The organism is Paenibacillus sp. MBLB1832 (assembly GCF_032271945.1).
Lineage (GTDB): Bacteria > Bacillota > Bacilli > Paenibacillales > NBRC-103111 > Paenibacillus_E > Paenibacillus_E roseopurpureus.
The window spans coordinates 1,135,001-1,154,912 of record NZ_CP130319.1; the positions used below are offsets into that span (position 1 = coordinate 1,135,001).

Sequence of the window (19,912 nt, forward strand, 5' to 3'; positions counted from 1 at the left end):
GTGGGGTAGATGATTGGGGTGAAGTCGTAACAAGGTAGCCGTATCGGAAGGTGCGGCTGGATCACCTCCTTTCTATGGAGACTCGGATCTGATAGATCCAGTCAAGTATCTTCGGATACACAGCTTACTCACTCGTGTTCAGTTTTGAAGGATGAATTAACCCTTCAAACCCGTTGATAACCGACATCGCTTTACGCATGTAATGGTTGCAACATTGTTGACGAATCTACGATTCGCAACTTGTTCCTTGAAAACTAGATAACGAAACGAAATGTAAAGTAAGAACTTAGGTTGTAAGATCTCAGATCTTGCACAATCTTTAAAGTTTTTTCTAGGTTAAGCTAGAAAGAGCACACGGAGGATGCCTAGGCACTAGGAGCCGAAGAAGGACGTGGCGAACGACGAAATGCCTCGGGGAGCCGTAAGCAGGCTTTGATCCGGGGATGTCCGAATGGGGGAACCCAGCTGTGGTAATGCGCAGTTACCATGTAGTGAATACATAGCTACATTGGAGGCAGACCCAGGGAACTGAAACATCTAAGTACCTGGAGGAAAAGAAAACAAAAGTGATTCCGTCAGTAGCGGCGAGCGAAAGCGGAATAGCCCAAACCAAGGAGCTTGCTCCTTGGGGTTGTAGGACCTCGTTGTGGCAAAAGTTCGGTAGGCGAAGTGATCTGGAAAGGTCCGGCATAGAAGGTAAAAGCCCTGTAGCCAAAATCGAACGTATGCCTAGAGGTATCCTGAGTACGGCGGGTCACGTGAAACCCCGTCGGAATCTGGCAGGACCATCTGCCAAGGCTAAATACTCCCTAGTGACCGATAGTGAAGCAGTACCGTGAGGGAAAGGTGAAAAGCACCGCGGAAGCGGAGTGAAAAAGAACCTGAAACCGTGTGCTTACAAAAAGTCAGAGCCCTCTATATGGGTGATGGCGTGCCTTTTGTAGAATGAACCGGCGAGTTACGTTCCCGTGCGAGGTTAAGTTGAAAAGACGGAGCCGCAGCGAAAGCGAGTCTGAATAGGGCGCTTTAGTACGTGGACGTAGACCCGAAACCGTGTGATCTACCCCTGTCCAGGGTGAAGGTGAGGTAACACTCACTGGAGGCCCGAACCCACGAATGTTGAAAAATTCGGGGATGAGGTGGGGGTAGCGGAGAAATTCCAATCGAACTCGGAGATAGCTGGTTCTCCCCGAAATAGCTTTAGGGCTAGCCTCGGATGTTGTGAGTTGTGGAGGTAAAGCACTGATTGGGTGCGGGGCCCGCCAAGGGTTACCAAGTCCAGTCAAACTCTGAATGCCACAAACTTAAGTCCGGGAGTCAGACAGTGAGTGCTAAGATCCATTGTCAAAAGGGAAACAGCCCAGACCATCAGCTAAGGTCCCCAAGTGTGTGTTAAGTGGGAAAGGATGTGGAGTTGCACAGACAACCAGGATGTTGGCTTAGAAGCAGCCACCATTGAAAGAGTGCGTAATAGCTCACTGGTCGAGTGACTCTGCGCCGAAAATGTAACGGGGCTAAACACGCCACCGAAGCTATGGCTTGCACTTGTGTGCATGGGTAGGGGAGCGTTGTGTATACATTGAATTCTGACCGTAAGGACAGGTGGAGCGTACACAAGTGAGAATGCCGGTATAAGTAACGAAAAGATCAGTGAGAATCTGATCCGCCGAAAACCTAAGGGTTCCTGAGGAAGGCTCGTCCGCTCAGGGTAAGTCGGGACCTAAGGCGAGGCCGAAAGGCGTAGTCGATGGACAACAGGTGGAAATTCCTGTACCACCGTAGCCGTTATGAGCAATGGAGTGACGCAGAAGGATAGTGACGCGAGCTGATGGATGCTCGTCCAAGCAGTGAGGCTGGTTAGTAGGCAAATCCGCTAACCGTAAGGCTGGGCTGTGATGGGGAGGGAAACTTAAGTACCGAAGGTCATGATTTCACACTGCCAAGAAAAGCTTCTAGCCAGGCGAAGGTGCCCGTACCGCAAACCGACACAGGTGGGTGAGAAGAGAATTCTAAGGCGCGCGGAAGAACTCTCGTTAAGGAACTCGGCAAAATGACCCCGTAACTTCGGGAGAAGGGGTGCCTCGGTAGGGTGAATAGCCCGAGGGGGCCGCAGTGAAAAGGCCCAAGCGACTGTTTAGCAAAAACACAGGTCTGTGCGAAGCCGCAAGGCGAAGTATACGGGCTGACGCCTGCCCGGTGCTGGAAGGTTAAGAGGAGTGGTTAGGGGGCAACCCCGAAGCTATGAATTGAAGCCCCAGTAAACGGCGGCCGTAACTATAACGGTCCTAAGGTAGCGAAATTCCTTGTCAGGTAAATTCTGACCCGCACGAATGGCGTAACGACTTGGGCGCTGTCTCAACGAGAGATCCGGTGAAATTTTAATACCTGTGAAGATGCAGGTTACCCGCGACAAGACGGAAAGACCCCATGGAGCTTTACTGCAGCTTGATATTGGACTTTGGTACGATCTGTACAGGATAGGTGGGAGCCTTAGAAGCCTGAGCGCCAGCTTGGGTGGAGGCGCCGTTGGGATACCACCCTGATCGTATCGGAGTTCTAACCTGGTACCGTGAACCGGTATGGGGACAGTGTCAGGTGGGCAGTTTGACTGGGGCGGTCGCCTCCTAAAATGTAACGGAGGCGTTTAAAGGTTCCCTCAGAATGGTTGGAAATCATTCGCAGAGTGCAAAGGCATAAGGGAGCTTGACTGCGAGACCTACAAGTCGAGCAGGGACGAAAGTCGGACTTAGTGATCCGGTGGTACCGAATGGAAGGGCCATCGCTCAACGGATAAAAGCTACCCTGGGGATAACAGGCTTATCTCCCCCAAGAGTCCACATCGACGGGGAGGTTTGGCACCTCGATGTCGGCTCATCGCATCCTGGGGCTGAAGTAGGTCCCAAGGGTTGGGCTGTTCGCCCATTAAAGCGGTACGCGAGCTGGGTTCAGAACGTCGTGAGACAGTTCGGTCCCTATCTGTCGCGGGCGTAGGAAATTTGAGAGGAGCTGTCCTTAGTACGAGAGGACCGGGATGGACGTACCGCTGGTGTACCAGTTGTCTCGCCAGAGGCATCGCTGGGTAGCTATGTACGGAGGGGATAAGCGCTGAAAGCATCTAAGCGCGAAGCCCCCCTCAAGATGAGATTTCCCAGTATGTAAGACCCCTTGTAGACGACGAGGTTGATAGGTTCGAGGTGGAAGTGCGGTAACGTATGCAGCTGACGAATACTAATCGGTCGAGGGCTTAACCTAATATAGGGATCTTTTGACGAAGTCAAAAGTCTCTCAGCTTTATAGGGATCTTTTAGCGGAGCTAAAAGTCTCTCAGCTTTAAACCTTAATGTAATTACTTTACAAAGTTTCGTATCTAGTTTTCAGGGTGCAAGTCAACCTGAATTGCTTTATAGTTGTTTCTATTCCCTGATAGCTCAGTTGGTAGAGCACTCGACTGTTAATCGAGTTGTCACAGGTTCGAGTCCTGTTCGGGGAGCCATATGGAGAGGTGTCCGAGCTGGCCGAAGGAGCACGATTGGAAATCGTGTAGGCGTCACAAGCGTCTCGAGGGTTCGAATCCCTCTCTCTCCGCCATAATTTATCTTTCAAGGCCCGTTGGTCAAGTGGTTAAGACACCTCCCTTTCACGGAGGTAACAGGGGTTCGAGTCCCCTACGGGTCACCATTTTAAGTTTTAACATGGAGGCTTAGCTCAGCTGGGAGAGCATCTGCCTTACAAGCAGAGGGTCGGCGGTTCGATCCCGTCAGCCTCCATCATGTTTCTTTTGTAAGACTTGCTTTAGAAGGAAACGTGACTTATACTTAATGACGCGGGGTGGAGCAGCTCGGTAGCTCGTCGGGCTCATAACCCGAAGGCCGCAGGTTCAAATCCTGCCCCCGCAACCAAATAATGTGGAGCTGTGGTGTAGTGGCCTAACATGCCTGCCTGTCACGCAGGAGACCGCGGGTTCGAATCCCGTCAGCTCCGCCATTATGTTTCAATCAATCAAGTAAGGCTTTGTAGCTCAGTCGGTAGAGCAGAGGACTGAAAATCCTCGTGTCGGCGGTTCGATTCCGTCCAAAGCCACCATTTCTAAACTAAATAAGCCGTTGTAGCTCAACTGGTAGAGCAACTGACTTGTAATCAGTAGGTTGGGGGTTCAAGTCCTCTCGACGGCACCATTGCTTTGTGGAGGCTTAGTGAAGTGGCTAAACACGGCAGACTGTAAATCTGCTCTCTTCGAGTTCGGTGGTTCGAATCCATCAGCCTCCATTTTCCTTACCTTAGGGGCATAGTTTAAGGGTAGAACAAAGGTCTCCAAAACCTTTGGTGTGGGTTCAATTCCTGCTGCCCCTGCCAATTTGTAACAAACTTAATATTGTGGCGGTCGTGGCGAAGGGGTTAACGCACCGGTTTGTGGATCCGGCATTCGCGGGTTCAAGTCCCGTCGTCCGCCCATTATTACCAAAGCAACATAATGGGGATTAGCCAAGCGGTAAGGCAACGGACTTTGACTCCGTCATGCCAAGGTTCAAATCCTTGATCCCCAGTTTTATATGCGGAAGTGGCTCAGCGGTAGAGCATCGCCTTGCCAAGGCGAGGGTCGCGGGTTCGATCCCCGTCTTCCGCTCCATTATTACTAAGGCGCCATAGCCAAGTGGTAAGGCAGAGCTCTGCAAAAGCTTTACCCCCAGTTCGAATCTGGGTGGCGCCTCCACAAATGAATTGGCCGGAGTGGCGGAATCGGCAGACGCACAGGACTTAAAATCCTGCGGTAGGTGACTACCGTACCAGTTCAAGTCTGGTCTTCGGCACCATTGTTTTACTAACTTGATATGCCGGCATGGCGGAATGGCAGACGCGCTCGACTCAAAATCGAGTCCGAAAGGGTGGAGGTTCGAGTCCTCTTGCCGGTATAACGAAAAAAGAAGCTCATGAAATCATCTGATTTCATGAGCTTCTTTTTTGTGCTTTAACGTGTAAACACAACAAGAGTATCTAAAGTGCTATGTATATGTAGGAAACAGATAGTAAAATATGTAGGGGATGTTTACAATGAGAGTTCATACCCAATATGACAATTGAGGCGGGGTCTTTTTGAATATTGTGAATTCAGTCCGATTTAAAATTTTTATTGGTTTCGTGTTGGTTGTGGGGCCTTTGGTCTTATTTCTTATATTTAATAATGTGTATTCGATGAATGTGGTTCGGGATCAAATTTCGCAAAACTATGGCAAGCTTCTTCATCAATATGTGGAGGATACGGATAATACTCTTAAGGAGTTTGATAACTACTTATTTCATCTCTACAGCGATCCCGATGTTATTAATATGAACCTGTACGCGTTGGAAACAGATGATTATGTGTTAGCTAAGCAACGTTTATTCAATAAGCTGACGAGGCAAATGGATATATACAATATGATAAATACGTTTTTTATTTACTCGAATTCAACAGGAGATCTGCTCGTATCGACGCGAGAGAACACCTATTACTATGACCGCGTACAAACGGTGAAGGAGTTCATTGAGCAGAATACGTTGTCGCGCCCAAATGAGCGCTCGAATGGTAATTGGCTTATTATGAACGGGGCGAATGGTGACCATTATTTGATGAAAATTAATAAGGATTTGGGTGCTGATCTCAGCGGGGGCATCCTGATCAAGATGAGCACCTTGGTGGAACCGCTGAGTAAATGGAACACGGGCGAAGGCGGAGGCACGATCGTGGTTTCGCCAGAGGGCAAGATTTTGACGACTGCTTATTTTCCTGAGCAGCGGTATAACCGTATAAGTGATCAGATATCACCCGAAAAATCAGGATTTCAAATTGTGAAGGAGAGGGAGATCGATCAGCAGTTTTTGATTGTGAGAGAGGCTTCCTCTCACGCAGCACTGGATTTCGAGCTCATTATCGCGGAGAAAAACATGTTGCAGAATCTGCCTTATTTGCAGATGCTGATTTATTTTCTGCCACTAGGCGGGGCCTTCGTGCTAGGGATCTATCTGTTGTATGTGCAGCGGATTCTGTTCAAACCATTAATGCAATTGATTCGAGGGATGAGAAAGATTGCTCAGGGTGATTTGTCGACTCGTTTGCACCAAGGGAGCTCGACCGAGTTTGCGTTTCTCATTGCAACGTTTAACAACATGGTGGATCAGATTGAGAATTTAAAGATATCCGTTTACGAGGAGAAACTTCGGGTTCAGCAAGCGGAATTCAAGCATCTGCAGGTGCAAATCAATCCGCATTTTTATATGAATAGTCTTAACATTATTTACAATCTCGCGGCGCTGAAAGATACGAAATCGGTGCAGAAAATGTCTCTGCATTTGGCGGAGTATTTCCGATTTATTATGCGCACGAATCGTACGACGATGACGTTGAAGGATGAAATTGAGCATATCCGCAATTATTTGGAGATTCAAGTGATGCGATACCCAGATCATTTGAAATTCGATCTTAGCATAGGTGATACATATAGCAAATATGAGATTCCGCCGCTTATTGTTCAACCTTTTGTGGAGAATGCGGTGATTCATGGATTTACGAAGCAGTATGGGATGTTTGAAATTGTGGTGAGCGCGGATCAGGACCCCGAAGCACCAGAGGAATTTTTCCTTCTGTCCATTCGTGACAATGGAGAGGGCTTTTCGCCTGACATGCTGCAGCAACTGAATTCTGAGCAGTATTTAGAGCAATCCGGGGATGAGCATCTCGGGATTTGGAATGTTCGGCATCGATTGCATATGAATTATGGAAACAGGGTAGCTCTAAGATTTTCGAATAGACCGGAAAGAGGGGCGTTAGTCCAAATCAGGCTGCCGCTTCATACCCCCATGACGGAAGGGACGGATCAGGATGGTTAATTTATTAGTTGTGGATGACGAGAAAATTGCAGTCAAAGGCATTACAGTGGGCATTGATTGGGAGCCTCTATCGATCGGGCAAATTTTTGAAGCGCTGGATGTGATGGAAGCCAAGCAAATACTAACCGATCATCGCATTGACATTATGATATCAGATATTGAAATGCCAGGGGCCAATGGGCTGCAGCTGCAAGAATGGGTGCGAGTAAACTCTCCGCATACGGAGACCATTTTCTTGACGGGGCATGCCAACTTTGAGTATGCGCAGCAGGCCATTCGGCTTGGAAGCTTTGATTATGTACTAAAGCCTGTGGATCATGATCGCTTACAGGAGATTGTTAAGCAGGCGATTGAGAAAATTCAAGAGGATCAGCAGCAGTTGGATTTTCATGAGACATATAAGATGTATTACAGTCATTGGGTGAATGAGCTGCCGACTCTAGTAGAGAAGTTCTGGCAGGAGCTACTCAACGGAAAAATCCCCGCGAATGAGGAGCGGTTGACTCGTCATTTTCAGATGTACGATATCCCCTTGCAATTGTCTAGCACGGTCTTACCGATTCTGATCAGTGTCGAGCAGTGGAAGGAAGAGCTGAACGCACGCGATGAGGAGATCATGGAATATGCGATCCGCAAAGCCGCGACGGAGATTATTGTTGTCGATCAGCCAGGCTGCGTTATTCAAGAAAATGGGTCTACGCTTGTTTTGCTTTATTTTGCTGAGGGCAGTGAGCCATCGCAGTCGGAGCTTAAAGGAAAATGTGAAGCTTACATTAGCGCATGTCATCGTTATTTCCAGTGCAGCTTGTCCTGTTACCTAGGTGAGAAGACACCGCTGCTTAAGCTGGCATCGAAGGTTGCGGACCTTTTTCATCATGAACGAAATAATGTGACCCGAAGCAACTGTGTTCTCATGGACAATGATGCGGAATCGTGGATAAGTCATAGGCCGCAGGCACCGACTTTTTCCGATTGGATCGTGCTGCTTGAAGCTGGCAAAAAAGGCGAGCTCGTGGCCCGTATTCAAGAAACGATTAATCGTTTGCAGAAAGATGAAGTGGGTTCGGAAACGGTTGAAGCGTTCTATTACGGATTGTTGCATGTGGTGTATCATGTTTTGCACAAAAAGGGGTTAGCTGTTCATGATATGCTTCCGCCTCAGGAGCTGCAGGACTATGGCAGTGCGACACGATCCTTAAATCAATTAAGAAACTGGGCGATTCGTATTGCAACAGTTAGTTGTGACTACATGAACAGCCATCTGAAAGGCGTCTCAGCCGTTACGGCGAAGGTGTGCCAATACATTGACGAGCATATGCAGGAGGAACTCAGCAGGGAGGAGCTGGCCGCTTCGGTGTACCTGAATCCAGCTTACTTGTCGCGTTTATTCAAGAAAGAAACGGGACTCTCCATCTCGGAATACAGCATGAAAGTACGGATGGAAAAGGCGAAGAAGCTGCTTTCCGATACCAATGATAAGATCAGTTTTGTGGCGGAGCAAACGGGCTATTCTCACTTTTCATTTTTCGCAAAGATGTTCAAGAAGTACACAGGTCTTTCCCCGCAAGAGTATCGTAAAAACTTCAATGGCACGATGGATACCTAAAGCATGAGAATGTCACAAGAGTGTTCAAACGGTCACCCTACGGATAGATGCCAATTCATTGAAAATCTACAATAAGGATAGATCAAAGAGATTGAAATGAATCGGAAAGGGGAACACAGAGCATTCATGAGTGACTCAACCAATGTTGCAGCAGCAGTGAACCCGGTGAAGAAAAAGATGAAAGCAAGAGCGACAACAGGCTTTCTATGGACGGTTCGCAGGTATTGGATCTTCTATGTGATGATGGCGCCAGCCGCAATTCTACTCATCATTAATAACTACATCCCGATGGCGGGAGTTCTGATTGCTTTTAAAAATGTGAATTACACGAAAGGGATTTGGGCTAGTCCTTGGGTGGGATTCGATAACTTCAAGTTTTTGTTCTCGAGTGATGTTGCTTGGGCGATTACACGAAATACGATTTCGTATAACTTGGTATTCATCGTGTTGAACTTGGTGATAGCGGTTGCAATGGCGATTATGTTTAATGAGATGCGCAGCAAATTTCTAGCGAAATTTCATCAGAGTACGATGTTCCTGCCCTTTTTCCTCTCAATGGTTTGTGTCGCTTATCTCGTCTACGCTTTCTTAGGTGCAGAGCATGGATTCGTTAACACGGTGATTCTGCCGAAGCTGGGCATTGAGCCGATTGACTGGTACACGGAGCCCAAATACTGGACAGTTATTCTTCCGATTGTAAACACATGGAAAAATCTTGGTTACTACACGGTTATATACATGGCAGCTATCCTCGGCATTGATCATGAGTATTATGAGGCAGCTTTAATTGATGGCGCTAGCAAATGGGAGCAAATCAAACGGATCACAGTTCCTCTGATTATGCCCGTTATGATTACGATGACATTGCTTCAAGTGGGTAGAATTTTCTATGCAGACTTCGGCTTATTCTTCCAAGTAACGAAAAATGCCGGCGCTTTGTTCCCGACAACTCAAGTGATTGATACGTATGTGTATCAAACGTTCCTGACGATGGGCGATATCGGAATGTCATCAGCAGCAGGCTTGTACCAAGCGGTCGTTGGCTTCTTGCTTGTACTCGTTACGAACTTATTTGTGAGAAAAGTGAGCAAAGAAAATGCACTATTCTAAGAAGGAGTGGCTGTCGTGAGTAAAACAATATCTCTTCCTAAGCAGCGGATAGCCAAGAAACACGGACCAAACGATCTATCTCCAACAGCGAATTTGCTGGTCAATGTGTTCTTCTGGATCTACACCGCAGCTTGTATCATGCCTCTGGTGCTTGTTATTATCGTCTCTTTCTCCGATGAAAAGGGAGTTCTCATTCATGGCTACAATTTCATCCCTGAGGGTTGGAGCCTTGAAGCTTATAAATTCATGTTCAAGGATTGGCATCAAATCTTGCGTTCCTTTGGGATTTCCGTCTTCTTGGCAACGGTGGGAACAGCCATCAGCCTAGTGATGATGTCACTATATGCGTATCCCATTTCGCGCAGCGATTTTCCGCACAAAAGCTTCTTCTCGTTCTTCATGTTCTTTACCATGCTGTTCAATGGCGGGCTCGTTCCTTGGTATCTCGTTTATACGCAGATGCTGGATTTGAAAAATACGCTTGCAGCGCTCATGCTGCCCTTACTCGTATCGGCCTTCTTCGTCCTGTTGCTTAGGACGTTCTTCGCGAATTCGATCCCAATGCCGCTCATCGAAGCAGCGAAAATTGACGGGGCTGGCGAGATACGGATTTTCAGTCAAATCATTATACCGCTTTCCCTGCCTGTTCTAGCCTCTGTCGGTTTGTTCCAGGTACTCAATTATTGGAATGATTGGTTCCTCAGTCTCGTCTTTATCTCGGGGAGCAAAAACATCAATCTGCAGTTCATGATGTACAAAACCATGCTCGATATCCAATTCCTCACTTCGAATGTGCAGGCAAGTCAAGGGCTTGCTCAGGCAGGAGGCATCCTCCAGCTTCCAACGGAAACGGTACGTATGGCTATGGCCGTGCTGGGGATTGGACCTATCGTCTTCGCGTATCCGTTCTTCCAGAAATATTTCAAAAAAGGGTTAACAGTAGGAGCAGTTAAAGGTTAGTTTATAACGGCTTGTACCAGCCTCGGCTGGATTAGCATAGAAGGAAGAACTAAGAAAAGGGAGGCAGTCCATCCATGAAAGCTTTGAAAAGAAGCACTTTTGCACTTCTTACACTGACGTTTTCGTTATCACTCACCTTGGCGGGATGCTCAAAAAGCACGACAGAAACTCCAGCAAGCGCAACACCAGCACTAGCAACAAGTACAGCGCCTGCTGCTACGAAAGCAGCTACTTCTGATCTGAAGCCTTATGAAGTGAAGCTTGTGTACCCTGGTACACCGCAGCCAGATCAAGCTAAAGTAGAAGAAGCTATGAATAAAGTACTGAAAGAAAAAATCAATGCAACGATCAAATTGATGCCAATCGATTGGGGGCAATGGGATAACAAAACGAATCTCATGATCGCATCCCGCGAAGAGTTCGATATTCTTTTCACAGCGCAATGGAATGGTCACGCAGTTAACGTAGGTAAAGGCGCCCTTATGCCTCTTAACGTCTTGCTTGGCCAATACGGCAAGGGAATTACAGATTCCTTGGATCCAGCGTTCCTGCAAGGGGCGAAAATCAACGGTAAAAACTACGGTGTGCCTACAAATAAGGAATTAGCTGCTTCTGGCGGTATCGTGTATCGTTCCGATATTGCGAAAGAGCTCGGTATTGATATGACAGCTGTCAAAACAATGGCAGATCTGGGCAACGTACTGAAAGTTGTAAAAGAGAAAAAGCCTGAAATGACGGCGTTCTTCCTTCGTGACGGTGATAACTTAAATGCGCATTATTTGGCGCAATATGATTACCTTGGCGACAGCACGATCCCAGGCGTTATTATGAAAGACGGTACAGATACGAAGGTTATTCCAAAGTGGGATCAACCGCGTTATAAAGAGATTTTGAAATTAACACGTGATTTTATGCAAAAAGGCTACATCAATAAAGATGCGGCTACGACGCAATTGTCGGGTCAAGATGCTTTGAAATCAGGGAATGTGTTTATGATTACGTCCTCTTTGAAGCCTGGTAAAGACGGCGAGCTTGCAAATGCGGCGAATCTGGTTGGGAAGCTGGCTCAAATTGAGTTGACACCACGTACGATTTCGACTGGCGACACGGCAGGTTCTATGCTTGGGATTTCAGTAACGTCCAAAGACCCAGCTCGTGCCATGATGGTTATTAATTTGTTGCACACAGATAAGCAATTGAACAACTTGATCAACTTCGGTATCGAAGGTGTTCACTACACGAAAGTGTCCGACAATATCATCAAAGCAACAGATGCAGGCAAAAATTATGCACCAGGAGCTGCATGGCAGTTCGGTAACCAATTCTTGAACTTTCTCTATGACAATGAAGATCCGCAAAAATGGGATAAATTCAAAGAATTCAATAAAACAGGCAAGAAATCGCCTGGCCTTGGTTTTACATTTGACTCGGAGCCTGTAAAAACACAAGTGGCTGCAGCCGTAAACGTAGGGAAAGAATTCGATGCGGCGATGGATACGGGTTCTGTTGATGTAGACGCATCCTTGCCGAAATATCAAGACAAAATGAAAGCAGCGGGCATTGATAAAATTATCGCAGAGAAACAAAAACAATTAGATGCTTTCTTAGCAGCCTCCAAGCAATAACATGATCTATGTATAAGGAGCCAGGCTCAATGAGCCATGGCTCCTTATTTGTATGACATGTATGGCGAATTACCAAACAAAAGTCATTGTAACGATAACAAGCAAAACGAACAGAACAAGAACAACAGCAGCGGACGTATGATGTCCAACTGTACCAGTACCTACAGCAACACCCATTTATGTCACCCCCCATCTAGGAATGCTCTTCCGCAGAGGCGGATGAGAGACAATACTATCCTATGGAAGGAAATCAACATTTGATTGGGTGTTTAGCCTATATGGGTGGAGAGAGGAGGCACTTTTAGGCAGCAGCCCGTTTTTGACAAAAGCGGGAGGGAAGTTGAACAAGTAACAAGGGCCCTCCATATGGTAGAAAAGGACGTATGCCATCGTGGAGGTGCAAGGGGTATCGAGTACTTGGATATGTTAGCAAAGCTGGGAATCGGTAACGCGCATCCTGGGGGGTTCGGAGAGACCATTGAACAATTGAAGGTATATCCGATTGAACCAGGGAAAAAGGTGCTGGAGGTAGGCTGCGGAACAGGAAGAACTGCTTGCTATTTGGCAGAGCAAGGGTGCGAAGTGACAGCCGTTGATATTCGGCCGGAGATGATCACCAAAGCGAAAATTCGCGCTGAGAAGCAAGGCGCTCAGGTTGAGTTCCTCATTGGAGATGTATGTCAGTTGCCTTTTGAAGATGGGACATTTGATGTTGTCATGGTGGAATCTGTGACGAACTTCGCGGATGCGCAGAAGGCGGTAAGCGAATATTATCGCGTCTTAAAGCCTGGAGGTAAGCTCTACGACCGCGAAGTGATCAAGGTGAAGGAGATGACATCTGGCATCCACAGAGCGTTGTGCAGCTTCTATGGGGTAAGCAGGATTTATAAATTGGAGGAGTGGCAGGAGTTATTCGAAGCAAATAATTTCGTTGATGTGACATCAACAGGTATTCATCCGTTCCCACTTACGATGTTTGAAGATCAGGTGCAGCATCCAGATCCTGTTCATTTGTCTGATCGTCAATCGTTTATGGACCCGCGAATCTGGCAAATCACCGCTCGTTATGATGAATTAGTAAACAAATATCATCCCTATATGGGGTACACATTGATGATAGGTTCGAAGGCGTAAGGCCAAACTAAGAAGCAGGAAAATGGTTCCTTCATGGCGAAGCATATGAGAAAGATTATCATTGGAGGCTGCTTCTGTTGAATGTAGAAGAGATTTCTGAACGAATTTCGAACCGCAAAGCCAAAGAAGTATATGAGTTGATTACACGTCAGAAGACGGTTTCCAAAATAGACTTACTAGACCAGAGCGGCATGACAGTCTCGACCCTAACAAGACTTCTAGAAGAGTTAACGAGTCAAGGGCTGATCTTGGAATCTGGTTTTGGCGCATCCACAGGCGGGCGTAGGCCAATTCTGTATGAGAAGAATCCGGCCTATGCTTATATTTTTGGCTTGGAGATCTCTCGCACACTTTCGAAACTTGTGCTTGTTGATTTGGGCATGAATAAGCTAGATGGCATCAGCTGGACCATGACCGAGGTCATGTCCCCAGATGTGTTAGTTCCACTTATCGTTCAAGAAGCACAGCGAATGTTAGGGAAGCATGGTATTCCGATCTCGGACGTATTGGGGATGGGGATTGGTGCCGTAGGCCCTGTTGACCGAATCAATGGGTTTATTCTCGACCCGTCCTATTTCCAAGCGAAGGGTTGGCGTAACGTCGATATCTGTCGCCTGTTAAGCCGCGAGTTAGGCATACCAGCTATGCTCGATAATGGAGCGAACACCGCCATTCTGGCCGAATCTTGGCATCAGCGTTCACGCAGCTTCAAGCATCTCCTCTATATTCACGCGGGCGTCGGCTTGCGCTCGTCGATGGTGTCTCAAGGCAAGGTGATCTACGGCGCCGTAGATATGGAAGGCTCCGTGGGTCAAATGATTATTCAAACCGATGGCGTGCCCCATCGTAATGTGACTGGCAATTATGGTGCGTTGGAGTCCTATGCCTCCCTGTATGCCATCGAAAAAGCAGCGAAATCTGCTTTAAAGCAAGGCAGATCTAGCGCGCTTCTACATATGATTGACGACCCCGAGCAAGTCACGTATACGCACATCATGGATGCGCTCAAAAAAAATGATCCCCTGGCTGTGGAGATCGTAACGGAGGCGGCAACCTATTTCGGAATCGGACTTGCCAATTTATTGAATATTCTGCATCCAGAGAAGGTAATCATCGGGGGGCCGTTAATTACGGGATCTGAGCTATTTTTTCAAACAGCGACACAGGTCGCGATTCGTAAAACGTATTATTACCCTGCCTACCAAGTTGTATTTAGTAAGGGTAAGCTAGGGGATGAAGCCCTTGCCATCGGAGCAGCGGTCATGGTGATGGATCAGCTCGTTAAACTGTAGTTTCCTTTAGGAAGGCATGAAGCAGTTTGTTGAAGGCTGCTGGTGTCTCCATCGGCGTCAGGTGCGATGCACCTGGGATCACATGGAAGCTCGCGCCAGGTATGTGATCAGCCATTGTCTTCATGACGTCAGGCGGTGCTATCGCATCCTGTTCACCTGCAATGACGAGCGTGGGTACTTGGATCGCAGGCAGCAGCTTCACAGAGTCCTCACGAAAGGCCATCGCAATGCTGGCGTGGACAAGCCCTTCTGCTGGCATGCTGTCCATGATGGTGCGCAGGTTGTCGATCAATTGCGGCTGCCCCTTCACGGTTTCAGCCGTGACAAGCTTAGGCAGCATGGCATCCCGGGCTGCCGCGGCACCTTTCTCATAGAGCGAGGCGGCCATGTTCATTCGATTTTTGCGCCCTTCGGGTCCATCCCCTTCAGCGCGCGTATTTGCCAGAATCAACGCAGAGAACCGTTCTGGTGCCAAACGAAGTAAAGCAAAAGCGACGTAGCCGCCCATGGAGAAGCCTCCTAAGGTGGCTTTTTCGATGTTTAACGCATCCATGAGAGCTAGGATGTCTTGGGCATAAGCATGTAACGACATCGTCCCCGTGGGCAGATCCGATTGCCCCATCCCACGGAAATCTGGCGTAATGACACGATAATGAGGCGATAAAGATTCAACCTGAGCTTGCCACATCCGATGATCCAGCGGGAAGCCGTGAAGCAGAATAAGGGGGGCTCCAAGGTCTTGTCCTTGATCTTGAACGAAGATGTCAGTACCGTTTACGTGTTTTTTCATTCTTTTTCACGCTCCAATAAGTCGAATTTGCATAAAAATATCGAAAAAGTTATGTCTTCATACTTTCATTATGGTTAACTCATACTTACTTAACATTTCATTGCTATTCTCTGATTATACCTATCACGCATCACCAAGAACAGGGAACCGATACTTTTATTTTCACGAAATGGGGTTTATTGAGATGACCAAAAAACCATGGTCCACCCAAGAGCTGGACAAACTCATTCGCCTTTCCTCTGAATGCCCGCCAGTTGTTATTGCCAGAGAATTATCGCGTCCTGTAACGTCTGTCCGTAAAAAAATGCGTGAAATGGGTGTTAGCTATGTGTCCGGAGAGCAGTGGAAAAAGAGTCAAATTCAATTCCTAATTTCCGATGAAGGTACTTCCTACAAAAACAAGCATAAACTAACGTATGAATCGCATGAAAGTGAATTTGAATCCCCCGTTTCTGGATGAGTTCTGGACAACCTTAGTGAAAATGGCCAGAGTGGCTAAAAAGAGGGGGAAGCGTGTCGATGTTCTCTCGTTTATCGATACATACCGCAAGATTCGTATTGGCGGCTAATTGCATAGATGACTCCCATTAAAGGTGAAATCCCGTTTCGGCGTGAATTCACCTTTTTTCTTATGTAGAGGGAATCCTATGGATCAGAATAAGGTGATAAATTTAGGAATTATAAGCTATTTTTAAGGTTGTTGCGCTATGATAAGTAGGATAGGGAAAAAACGGGAATTGAACGTACGTTATTGGGGGGATGTGGCGCGATGGAATCAAAAAGAGGCTGGTTGAAGCAATCTTTTGGAAAGCGGTTAAATGCGATTCATAGCTGGAATGCTTGGATTTTGGTATTGCTGACGGTTACGGGCATCGTACTTAGCATTGGCGCCATTCGCGGGGATCTGGGCGGTTGGCGAGTAACGCTGAAGCAGCTGCATATTTATCTAGGTGTCGCTTCGATTCTGCTTCTTATGCTGTACGCGCCAATGATTCGCAAACATTGGCGCCAGATTCGCACGCGGCGCAATCAACGCGCGAATCTGGTGTTCGTGCTGGCCCTGCTGATCGGTTGGGCCGTATCGGGGGTGATTCTGTGGCAGTTCCGCCACATGCCACCAGCTTTAAACAACACGGCACTGTTCGTGCATGATGGGCTTACCTGGGTCGGCGTGCCGTATGCCGTGTACCACGCCATCTCGCGCAGCCGATGGCTGAAGCGCCAGCAGCGGCTCGAGCAAGCTGCCGCTGTGGTGAGACCGCCCGCCGCAAGTGAAGCAGCGGCGGCGATTCCAGTTCCGGCGGCGACGGATGACGCCGCCGCGGAGCGCACCGCAGCGCAGGCGGTCATCGCTGCGCTGAAAGCATCGCCGATCACACGCGCCTCCTTCCTGCGACTCGTCGCAGGGGTGGTGCTCGTGATCGCGGTCGGTCCTGCCTTTTATCGCTGGATAAAAGGCGCTTTGGACACCGGCGGTTCATCGACCGCCGAGTATGTGGCGAACGACGGCAACCGCATGCTGCCGGCGCCAGAGCCACTGCCTGACTCCGCCGCCGTCGTAGGCGGAGGGGCGAAAGGCAATTTCCGCATCTACACGGTGACGGAAATTCCCTCTTTTTCGTCCGACACGTGGAAATTCGCGATTTCTGGTCTAGTTGATCGTCCCAATGCATGGAATTGGGAGCAGTTCTTGAAGCTGAAGCGGACGGTCCAGGTGAGTGATTTCCACTGTGTGACGGGCTGGTCGGTCTATAAGTGTACCTGGGAAGGCATACCCCTGAAACAAATGCTGGAGGCGGCTGGGGTGCAAGCCTCAGCGAAGTACGTGAAATTTTACTCGGGCGATAAAGTATATACCGATGCGCTGTCGCTGGAGCAGGCGGGGGGCGACGATATTATGGTGGCGGTGCTCATGGATGGCAAACCGATACCCCAGCAATTAGGCGGCCCTGTTCGATTAATCGTTCCGCAAATGTATGCGTATAAGTCTGTTAAATGGCTGCAGGGCATCGAACTGATCGAGAAAGAGCATCTGGGCTATTGGGAAGTAAGAGGCTATGATAACGATGCCTGGGTGGGTAGTTCGAACACATGATTAGCAGAAATTACGGAAGTTGGCACTGACTTTTGAGAGGGTTTTTGATATAGTAAGGGCAAAGAATCCAGTTCGGAAAAGAGGGATATTTGCCATGCAAATTTGTTCGCTTAACGTGGGGGTACCCCAAACGATGATATACCAAGGAAAAGAGCTGACCACAGGGATCTTGAAGACACCGGTCAGCTCCTCTTTGTATGTGTCCAAGGTACAAATCGAAGGGGACGGGCAAGCGGATTTAACCGTACATGGCGGCCCAGATAAAGCGATTTGCGTCTATCCAGAAGAACACTACGCCTTTTGGGAGAAGCTTCTGGGAAAGAAGTTGGAACGGGGAACTTTTGGCGAAAATTTAACACTGCGCGGTGTGAGAGAACATGAGATTGGCATCGGCGACATCTTGGCTATTGGCGAGGTAATCGTTCAAGTATCCCAGCCGAGGCAGCCCTGTCATAAGCTAGCGAAGCGACTGGATTGGCCAGAAGCCGTGCTGCGGGTTCAGGAGTCAGGGTTAACAGGATATTATTTTCGCGTGTTAAAAGAGGGCTATATCGCGCCTGAATCGGAGATCAGTCGTATCGCAAGCGACGAGGGCAGGGTAACGGTTGCGTTCGCGAACAAGTTAAGATATGAAGATAAGTTCAATCGAGAAGGTATTCAGAGGCTGCTTGCCGTAGCGGCGCTGTCGGGTTCTTGGAGGCAAACTTTCGAGAAGCGATTAGCGGAGTTGAACGTATGACGCGTATGCCGATCACGGGGGTCATCCTTGCTGGGGGATTGAACCGTCGCATGGAAGGAAGAGCCAAGGCGCTCCTGACTGTACAAGGTGAGGCATTAATCGTACGGCAATTGAAGGAGATGTCAGCTGTTTGTGGGCAGCTCATTGTGGTGACGAATGAGGCCGAGGCCTTGCAGACAATGATTGGACAAAGCTTGGACATGAATGTCACCTATGTGACGGATGTTTATCGTCAAAACGGTCCTCTAAGCGGCATTCATGCAGCTGCGCTTGCAGCCACGATGCCGCATCTGTGGATTGTCGGCTGCGATATGCCCTTGATTTCAAGCGAAGCTGCAGCAGCGATGGTTTCCCTGTGCCGCGACGAAAATGTGGACGCCGTTATTCCAGAAATCGATGGACGCCTCCATCCGCTGCACGGCATTTATGCACGAGAGGTTGGTCCTGAGGCTGAACTTCATTTGCAAAAAGAAAGCTACAAGCTGATGAAGCTGCTCGATCATTTGGATTGGCTGCCTGTAAGGAATGATTTCTTCAAGCAGCGTCAGCTGCGTACAAATTTTGTTGTGAATGTGAATACACCCCAGGATTTCGCTGATATGTTAACAAATCTATCATCATTTACTGATTTTTGATAGAAAATATGCCATAATGAACGGAGAGAGAAGGTGAACTCCAATGCCAAAACTGCTGCTTGACCGCTTTGGGCGCATGCATGATTACCTGCGTATCTCAGTGACAGATCGATGTAATTTGCGATGTGTGTATTGCATGCCAGAAGAAGGAATGGAATTTGAACCCGATGAGAAGCTGTTAACTTTTGAAGAAATTACAGAGGTTGTCCGTGTCTTGGCGGGTCTAGGCGTTCGTAAATTGCGATTAACTGGGGGAGAGCCCTTAGTTCGTAAAAATTTGGAACACCTCATCCAATCCCTATCACAGATTCCTGGTATTGAAGATATTGCGTTGACAACGAACGGGATTTACTTTGCGTCACGGGCAGAGAAGCTGCGTGCTGCAGGGTTAACTCGTGTAAATATAAGTTTGGATTCCTTGCGAGCCGATCGATTCTCAATGATTACGCGCGGCGGCGATATCCGTCGTGTGCTAGCTTCGATTGAAGAAGCCTATCGGGTCGGGATTACTCCGATTAAGCTGAATGTCGTTCTAATGAAGGGCATTAATGATGATGAAATTGCTGACTTTTTGCAAATGACGATCGATCGCCCGATTCAAGTTCGTTTCATTGAATATATGCCAATTGGACACCAAGACCAAGATTGGAAAAGCCGTTATCTATCGCTTACGACTGTACTTGATCGTTGTAAGGAAAGGGGCTGGAATGCCACCGCTTCGGATGCGGTATACGGTAATGGACCTGCCCAGAACTATCGGATTGACGGCGCATTAGGCTCATTCGGATTGATCCATCCCATCAGTGATCATTTCTGTGAAACGTGTAATCGCCTGCGGCTTACGGCAGATGGGAACATCAAGCCTTGCCTGTATTGGTCGGATGAATTTAATGTGCGCAAATATATCGGGGACGATGCTGCGGTGGAAGATTTGTTCTTCCGTGCGCTGGATATTAAACCGCAAAATCATGAGATGGCACAAGCGCTGATGAATGAGGAGCAATCTCATACACCAACCATTCGCAGGATGTCACAAATCGGCGGCTAGGAATTAGGGAGGCA

14 protein-coding genes, 16 tRNA genes and 2 rRNA genes (1 of these 32 only partly in view) are annotated in these 19,912 nt (G+C 48.0%); 30 read left to right on the forward strand and 2 right to left on the reverse strand.

Annotation, left to right across the window (positions count from 1 at the left end; all coding sequences use genetic code 11):
- The 23 genes from MJB10_RS05105 to MJB10_RS05215 form a co-directional block, all read left to right on the forward strand.
- Positions 1 to 72: ribosomal RNA gene (locus MJB10_RS05105) — 16S ribosomal RNA — on the forward strand; it begins 1,470 nt to the left of the window's first position.
- A gap of 262 nt (positions 73 to 334) precedes the next feature.
- Positions 335 to 3,252 (forward strand): 23S ribosomal RNA (locus MJB10_RS05110).
- The 16S and 23S rRNA genes sit together here with 16 tRNA genes alongside, the layout of an rRNA operon.
- Positions 3,253 to 3,417: 165 nt before the next feature.
- Positions 3,418 to 3,493: transfer RNA gene (locus tag MJB10_RS05115), tRNA-Asn, on the forward strand.
- A 3-nt stretch (positions 3,494 to 3,496) separates the two neighbouring features.
- Positions 3,497 to 3,588, forward strand: a tRNA-Ser gene (locus tag MJB10_RS05120).
- 15 nt (positions 3,589 to 3,603) lie between these two features.
- Positions 3,604 to 3,678, forward strand: a tRNA-Glu gene (locus MJB10_RS05125).
- Between the two features lie 16 nt (positions 3,679 to 3,694).
- Positions 3,695 to 3,767 (forward strand) — tRNA-Val (locus MJB10_RS05130).
- Between the two features lie 55 nt (positions 3,768 to 3,822).
- Positions 3,823 to 3,899, forward strand: a tRNA-Met gene (locus MJB10_RS05135).
- 8 nt (positions 3,900 to 3,907) lie between these two features.
- Positions 3,908 to 3,984 (forward strand) — tRNA-Asp (locus MJB10_RS05140).
- A 23-nt stretch (positions 3,985 to 4,007) separates the two neighbouring features.
- Positions 4,008 to 4,083, forward strand: a tRNA-Phe gene (locus tag MJB10_RS05145).
- A 16-nt stretch (positions 4,084 to 4,099) separates the two neighbouring features.
- Positions 4,100 to 4,175, forward strand: a tRNA-Thr gene (locus MJB10_RS05150).
- A 9-nt stretch (positions 4,176 to 4,184) separates the two neighbouring features.
- A tRNA-Tyr gene (locus tag MJB10_RS05155) sits at positions 4,185 to 4,266 on the forward strand.
- Positions 4,267 to 4,279: 13 nt separating this feature from the next.
- Positions 4,280 to 4,353, forward strand: a tRNA-Trp gene (locus tag MJB10_RS05160).
- 24 nt (positions 4,354 to 4,377) lie between these two features.
- Positions 4,378 to 4,450, forward strand: a tRNA-His gene (locus MJB10_RS05165).
- Between the two features lie 22 nt (positions 4,451 to 4,472).
- Positions 4,473 to 4,544: transfer RNA gene (locus MJB10_RS05170), tRNA-Gln, on the forward strand.
- A gap of 8 nt (positions 4,545 to 4,552) precedes the next feature.
- A tRNA-Gly gene (locus MJB10_RS05175) sits at positions 4,553 to 4,627 on the forward strand.
- Between the two features lie 10 nt (positions 4,628 to 4,637).
- Positions 4,638 to 4,711 (forward strand) — tRNA-Cys (locus tag MJB10_RS05180).
- A gap of 11 nt (positions 4,712 to 4,722) precedes the next feature.
- Positions 4,723 to 4,811: transfer RNA gene (locus tag MJB10_RS05185), tRNA-Leu, on the forward strand.
- Between the two features lie 20 nt (positions 4,812 to 4,831).
- Positions 4,832 to 4,910, forward strand: a tRNA-Leu gene (locus MJB10_RS05190).
- Between the two features lie 190 nt (positions 4,911 to 5,100).
- Entirely contained in the window at positions 5,101 to 6,864 is a 1,764-nt protein-coding gene (locus tag MJB10_RS05195) for a sensor histidine kinase (protein ID WP_314805485.1), read from the forward strand.
- Entirely contained in the window at positions 6,857 to 8,470 is a 1,614-nt protein-coding gene (locus tag MJB10_RS05200) for a response regulator transcription factor (RefSeq protein ID WP_314802309.1), read from the forward strand. Before MJB10_RS05195 ends, MJB10_RS05200 begins: the two co-directional genes overlap by 8 nt.
- A gap of 126 nt (positions 8,471 to 8,596) precedes the next feature.
- On the forward strand, positions 8,597 to 9,580 hold the full coding sequence (locus tag MJB10_RS05205; RefSeq protein WP_314802311.1) for an ABC transporter permease: 984 nt from the start codon (positions 8,597 to 8,599) through the stop codon (positions 9,578 to 9,580).
- Positions 9,581 to 9,595: 15 nt separating this feature from the next.
- Positions 9,596 to 10,540, forward strand: a complete 945-nt coding sequence (locus MJB10_RS05210; RefSeq protein ID WP_314802313.1) for a carbohydrate ABC transporter permease — start codon at positions 9,596 to 9,598, stop codon at positions 10,538 to 10,540.
- A 74-nt stretch (positions 10,541 to 10,614) separates the two neighbouring features.
- Positions 10,615 to 12,165 (forward strand): ABC transporter substrate-binding protein, encoded by a 1,551-nt coding sequence (locus tag MJB10_RS05215; RefSeq protein WP_314802314.1) that lies wholly within the window; start codon positions 10,615 to 10,617, stop codon positions 12,163 to 12,165.
- Positions 12,166 to 12,234: 69 nt separating this feature from the next.
- Here the strand turns inward: MJB10_RS05215 and MJB10_RS05220 are convergent, their stop codons facing one another.
- Positions 12,235 to 12,342: a YjcZ family sporulation protein gene (locus MJB10_RS05220; protein ID WP_314802316.1), complete on the reverse strand. Its 108-nt coding sequence runs from the start codon at positions 12,340 to 12,342 to the stop codon at positions 12,235 to 12,237.
- Between the two features lie 105 nt (positions 12,343 to 12,447).
- Here MJB10_RS05220 and MJB10_RS05225 point away from each other — a divergent pair, with 105 nt between their 5' ends.
- Together MJB10_RS05225 and MJB10_RS05230 are read left to right on the forward strand one after the other, a co-directional pair.
- On the forward strand, positions 12,448 to 13,299 hold the full coding sequence (locus MJB10_RS05225) for a class I SAM-dependent methyltransferase (protein ID WP_314802317.1): 852 nt from the start codon (positions 12,448 to 12,450) through the stop codon (positions 13,297 to 13,299).
- Between the two features lie 77 nt (positions 13,300 to 13,376).
- Positions 13,377 to 14,591, forward strand: coding sequence for an ROK family protein (locus MJB10_RS05230; RefSeq protein WP_397386572.1), 1,215 nt, complete (start codon positions 13,377 to 13,379; stop codon positions 14,589 to 14,591).
- On the opposite strand, the gene MJB10_RS05235 is transcribed toward MJB10_RS05230, so the two are convergent.
- Positions 14,581 to 15,381: an alpha/beta fold hydrolase gene (locus tag MJB10_RS05235; protein ID WP_314802320.1), complete on the reverse strand. Its 801-nt coding sequence runs from the start codon at positions 15,379 to 15,381 to the stop codon at positions 14,581 to 14,583. The two genes, MJB10_RS05230 and MJB10_RS05235, sit on opposite strands and share 11 nt — an antisense overlap.
- A gap of 416 nt (positions 15,382 to 15,797) precedes the next feature.
- Here MJB10_RS05235 and MJB10_RS05240 point away from each other — a divergent pair, with 416 nt between their 5' ends.
- The 5 genes from MJB10_RS05240 to moaA all read left to right on the forward strand — a co-directional run bounded on the left by MJB10_RS05240 (position 15,798) and on the right by moaA (position 19,898).
- Entirely contained in the window at positions 15,798 to 15,950 is a 153-nt protein-coding gene (locus MJB10_RS05240; RefSeq protein WP_314802321.1) for a hypothetical protein, read from the forward strand.
- Between the two features lie 200 nt (positions 15,951 to 16,150).
- Entirely contained in the window at positions 16,151 to 17,476 is a 1,326-nt protein-coding gene (locus tag MJB10_RS05245) for a molybdopterin-dependent oxidoreductase (RefSeq protein ID WP_314802323.1), read from the forward strand.
- A 133-nt stretch (positions 17,477 to 17,609) separates the two neighbouring features.
- Positions 17,610 to 18,215: an MOSC domain-containing protein gene (locus MJB10_RS05250; RefSeq protein WP_314802324.1), complete on the forward strand. Its 606-nt coding sequence runs from the start codon at positions 17,610 to 17,612 to the stop codon at positions 18,213 to 18,215.
- The gene (mobA, locus tag MJB10_RS05255) at positions 18,212 to 18,850 is read left to right on the forward strand and encodes a molybdenum cofactor guanylyltransferase (RefSeq protein WP_314802325.1); all 639 of its coding nucleotides are present in this window, start codon (positions 18,212 to 18,214) and stop codon (positions 18,848 to 18,850) included. Before MJB10_RS05250 ends, mobA begins: the two co-directional genes overlap by 4 nt.
- A 43-nt stretch (positions 18,851 to 18,893) precedes the next feature.
- Positions 18,894 to 19,898, forward strand: a complete 1,005-nt coding sequence (moaA, locus tag MJB10_RS05260) for a GTP 3',8-cyclase MoaA (protein ID WP_314802327.1) — start codon at positions 18,894 to 18,896, stop codon at positions 19,896 to 19,898.
- Positions 19,899 to 19,912: the final 14 nt, after the last annotated feature.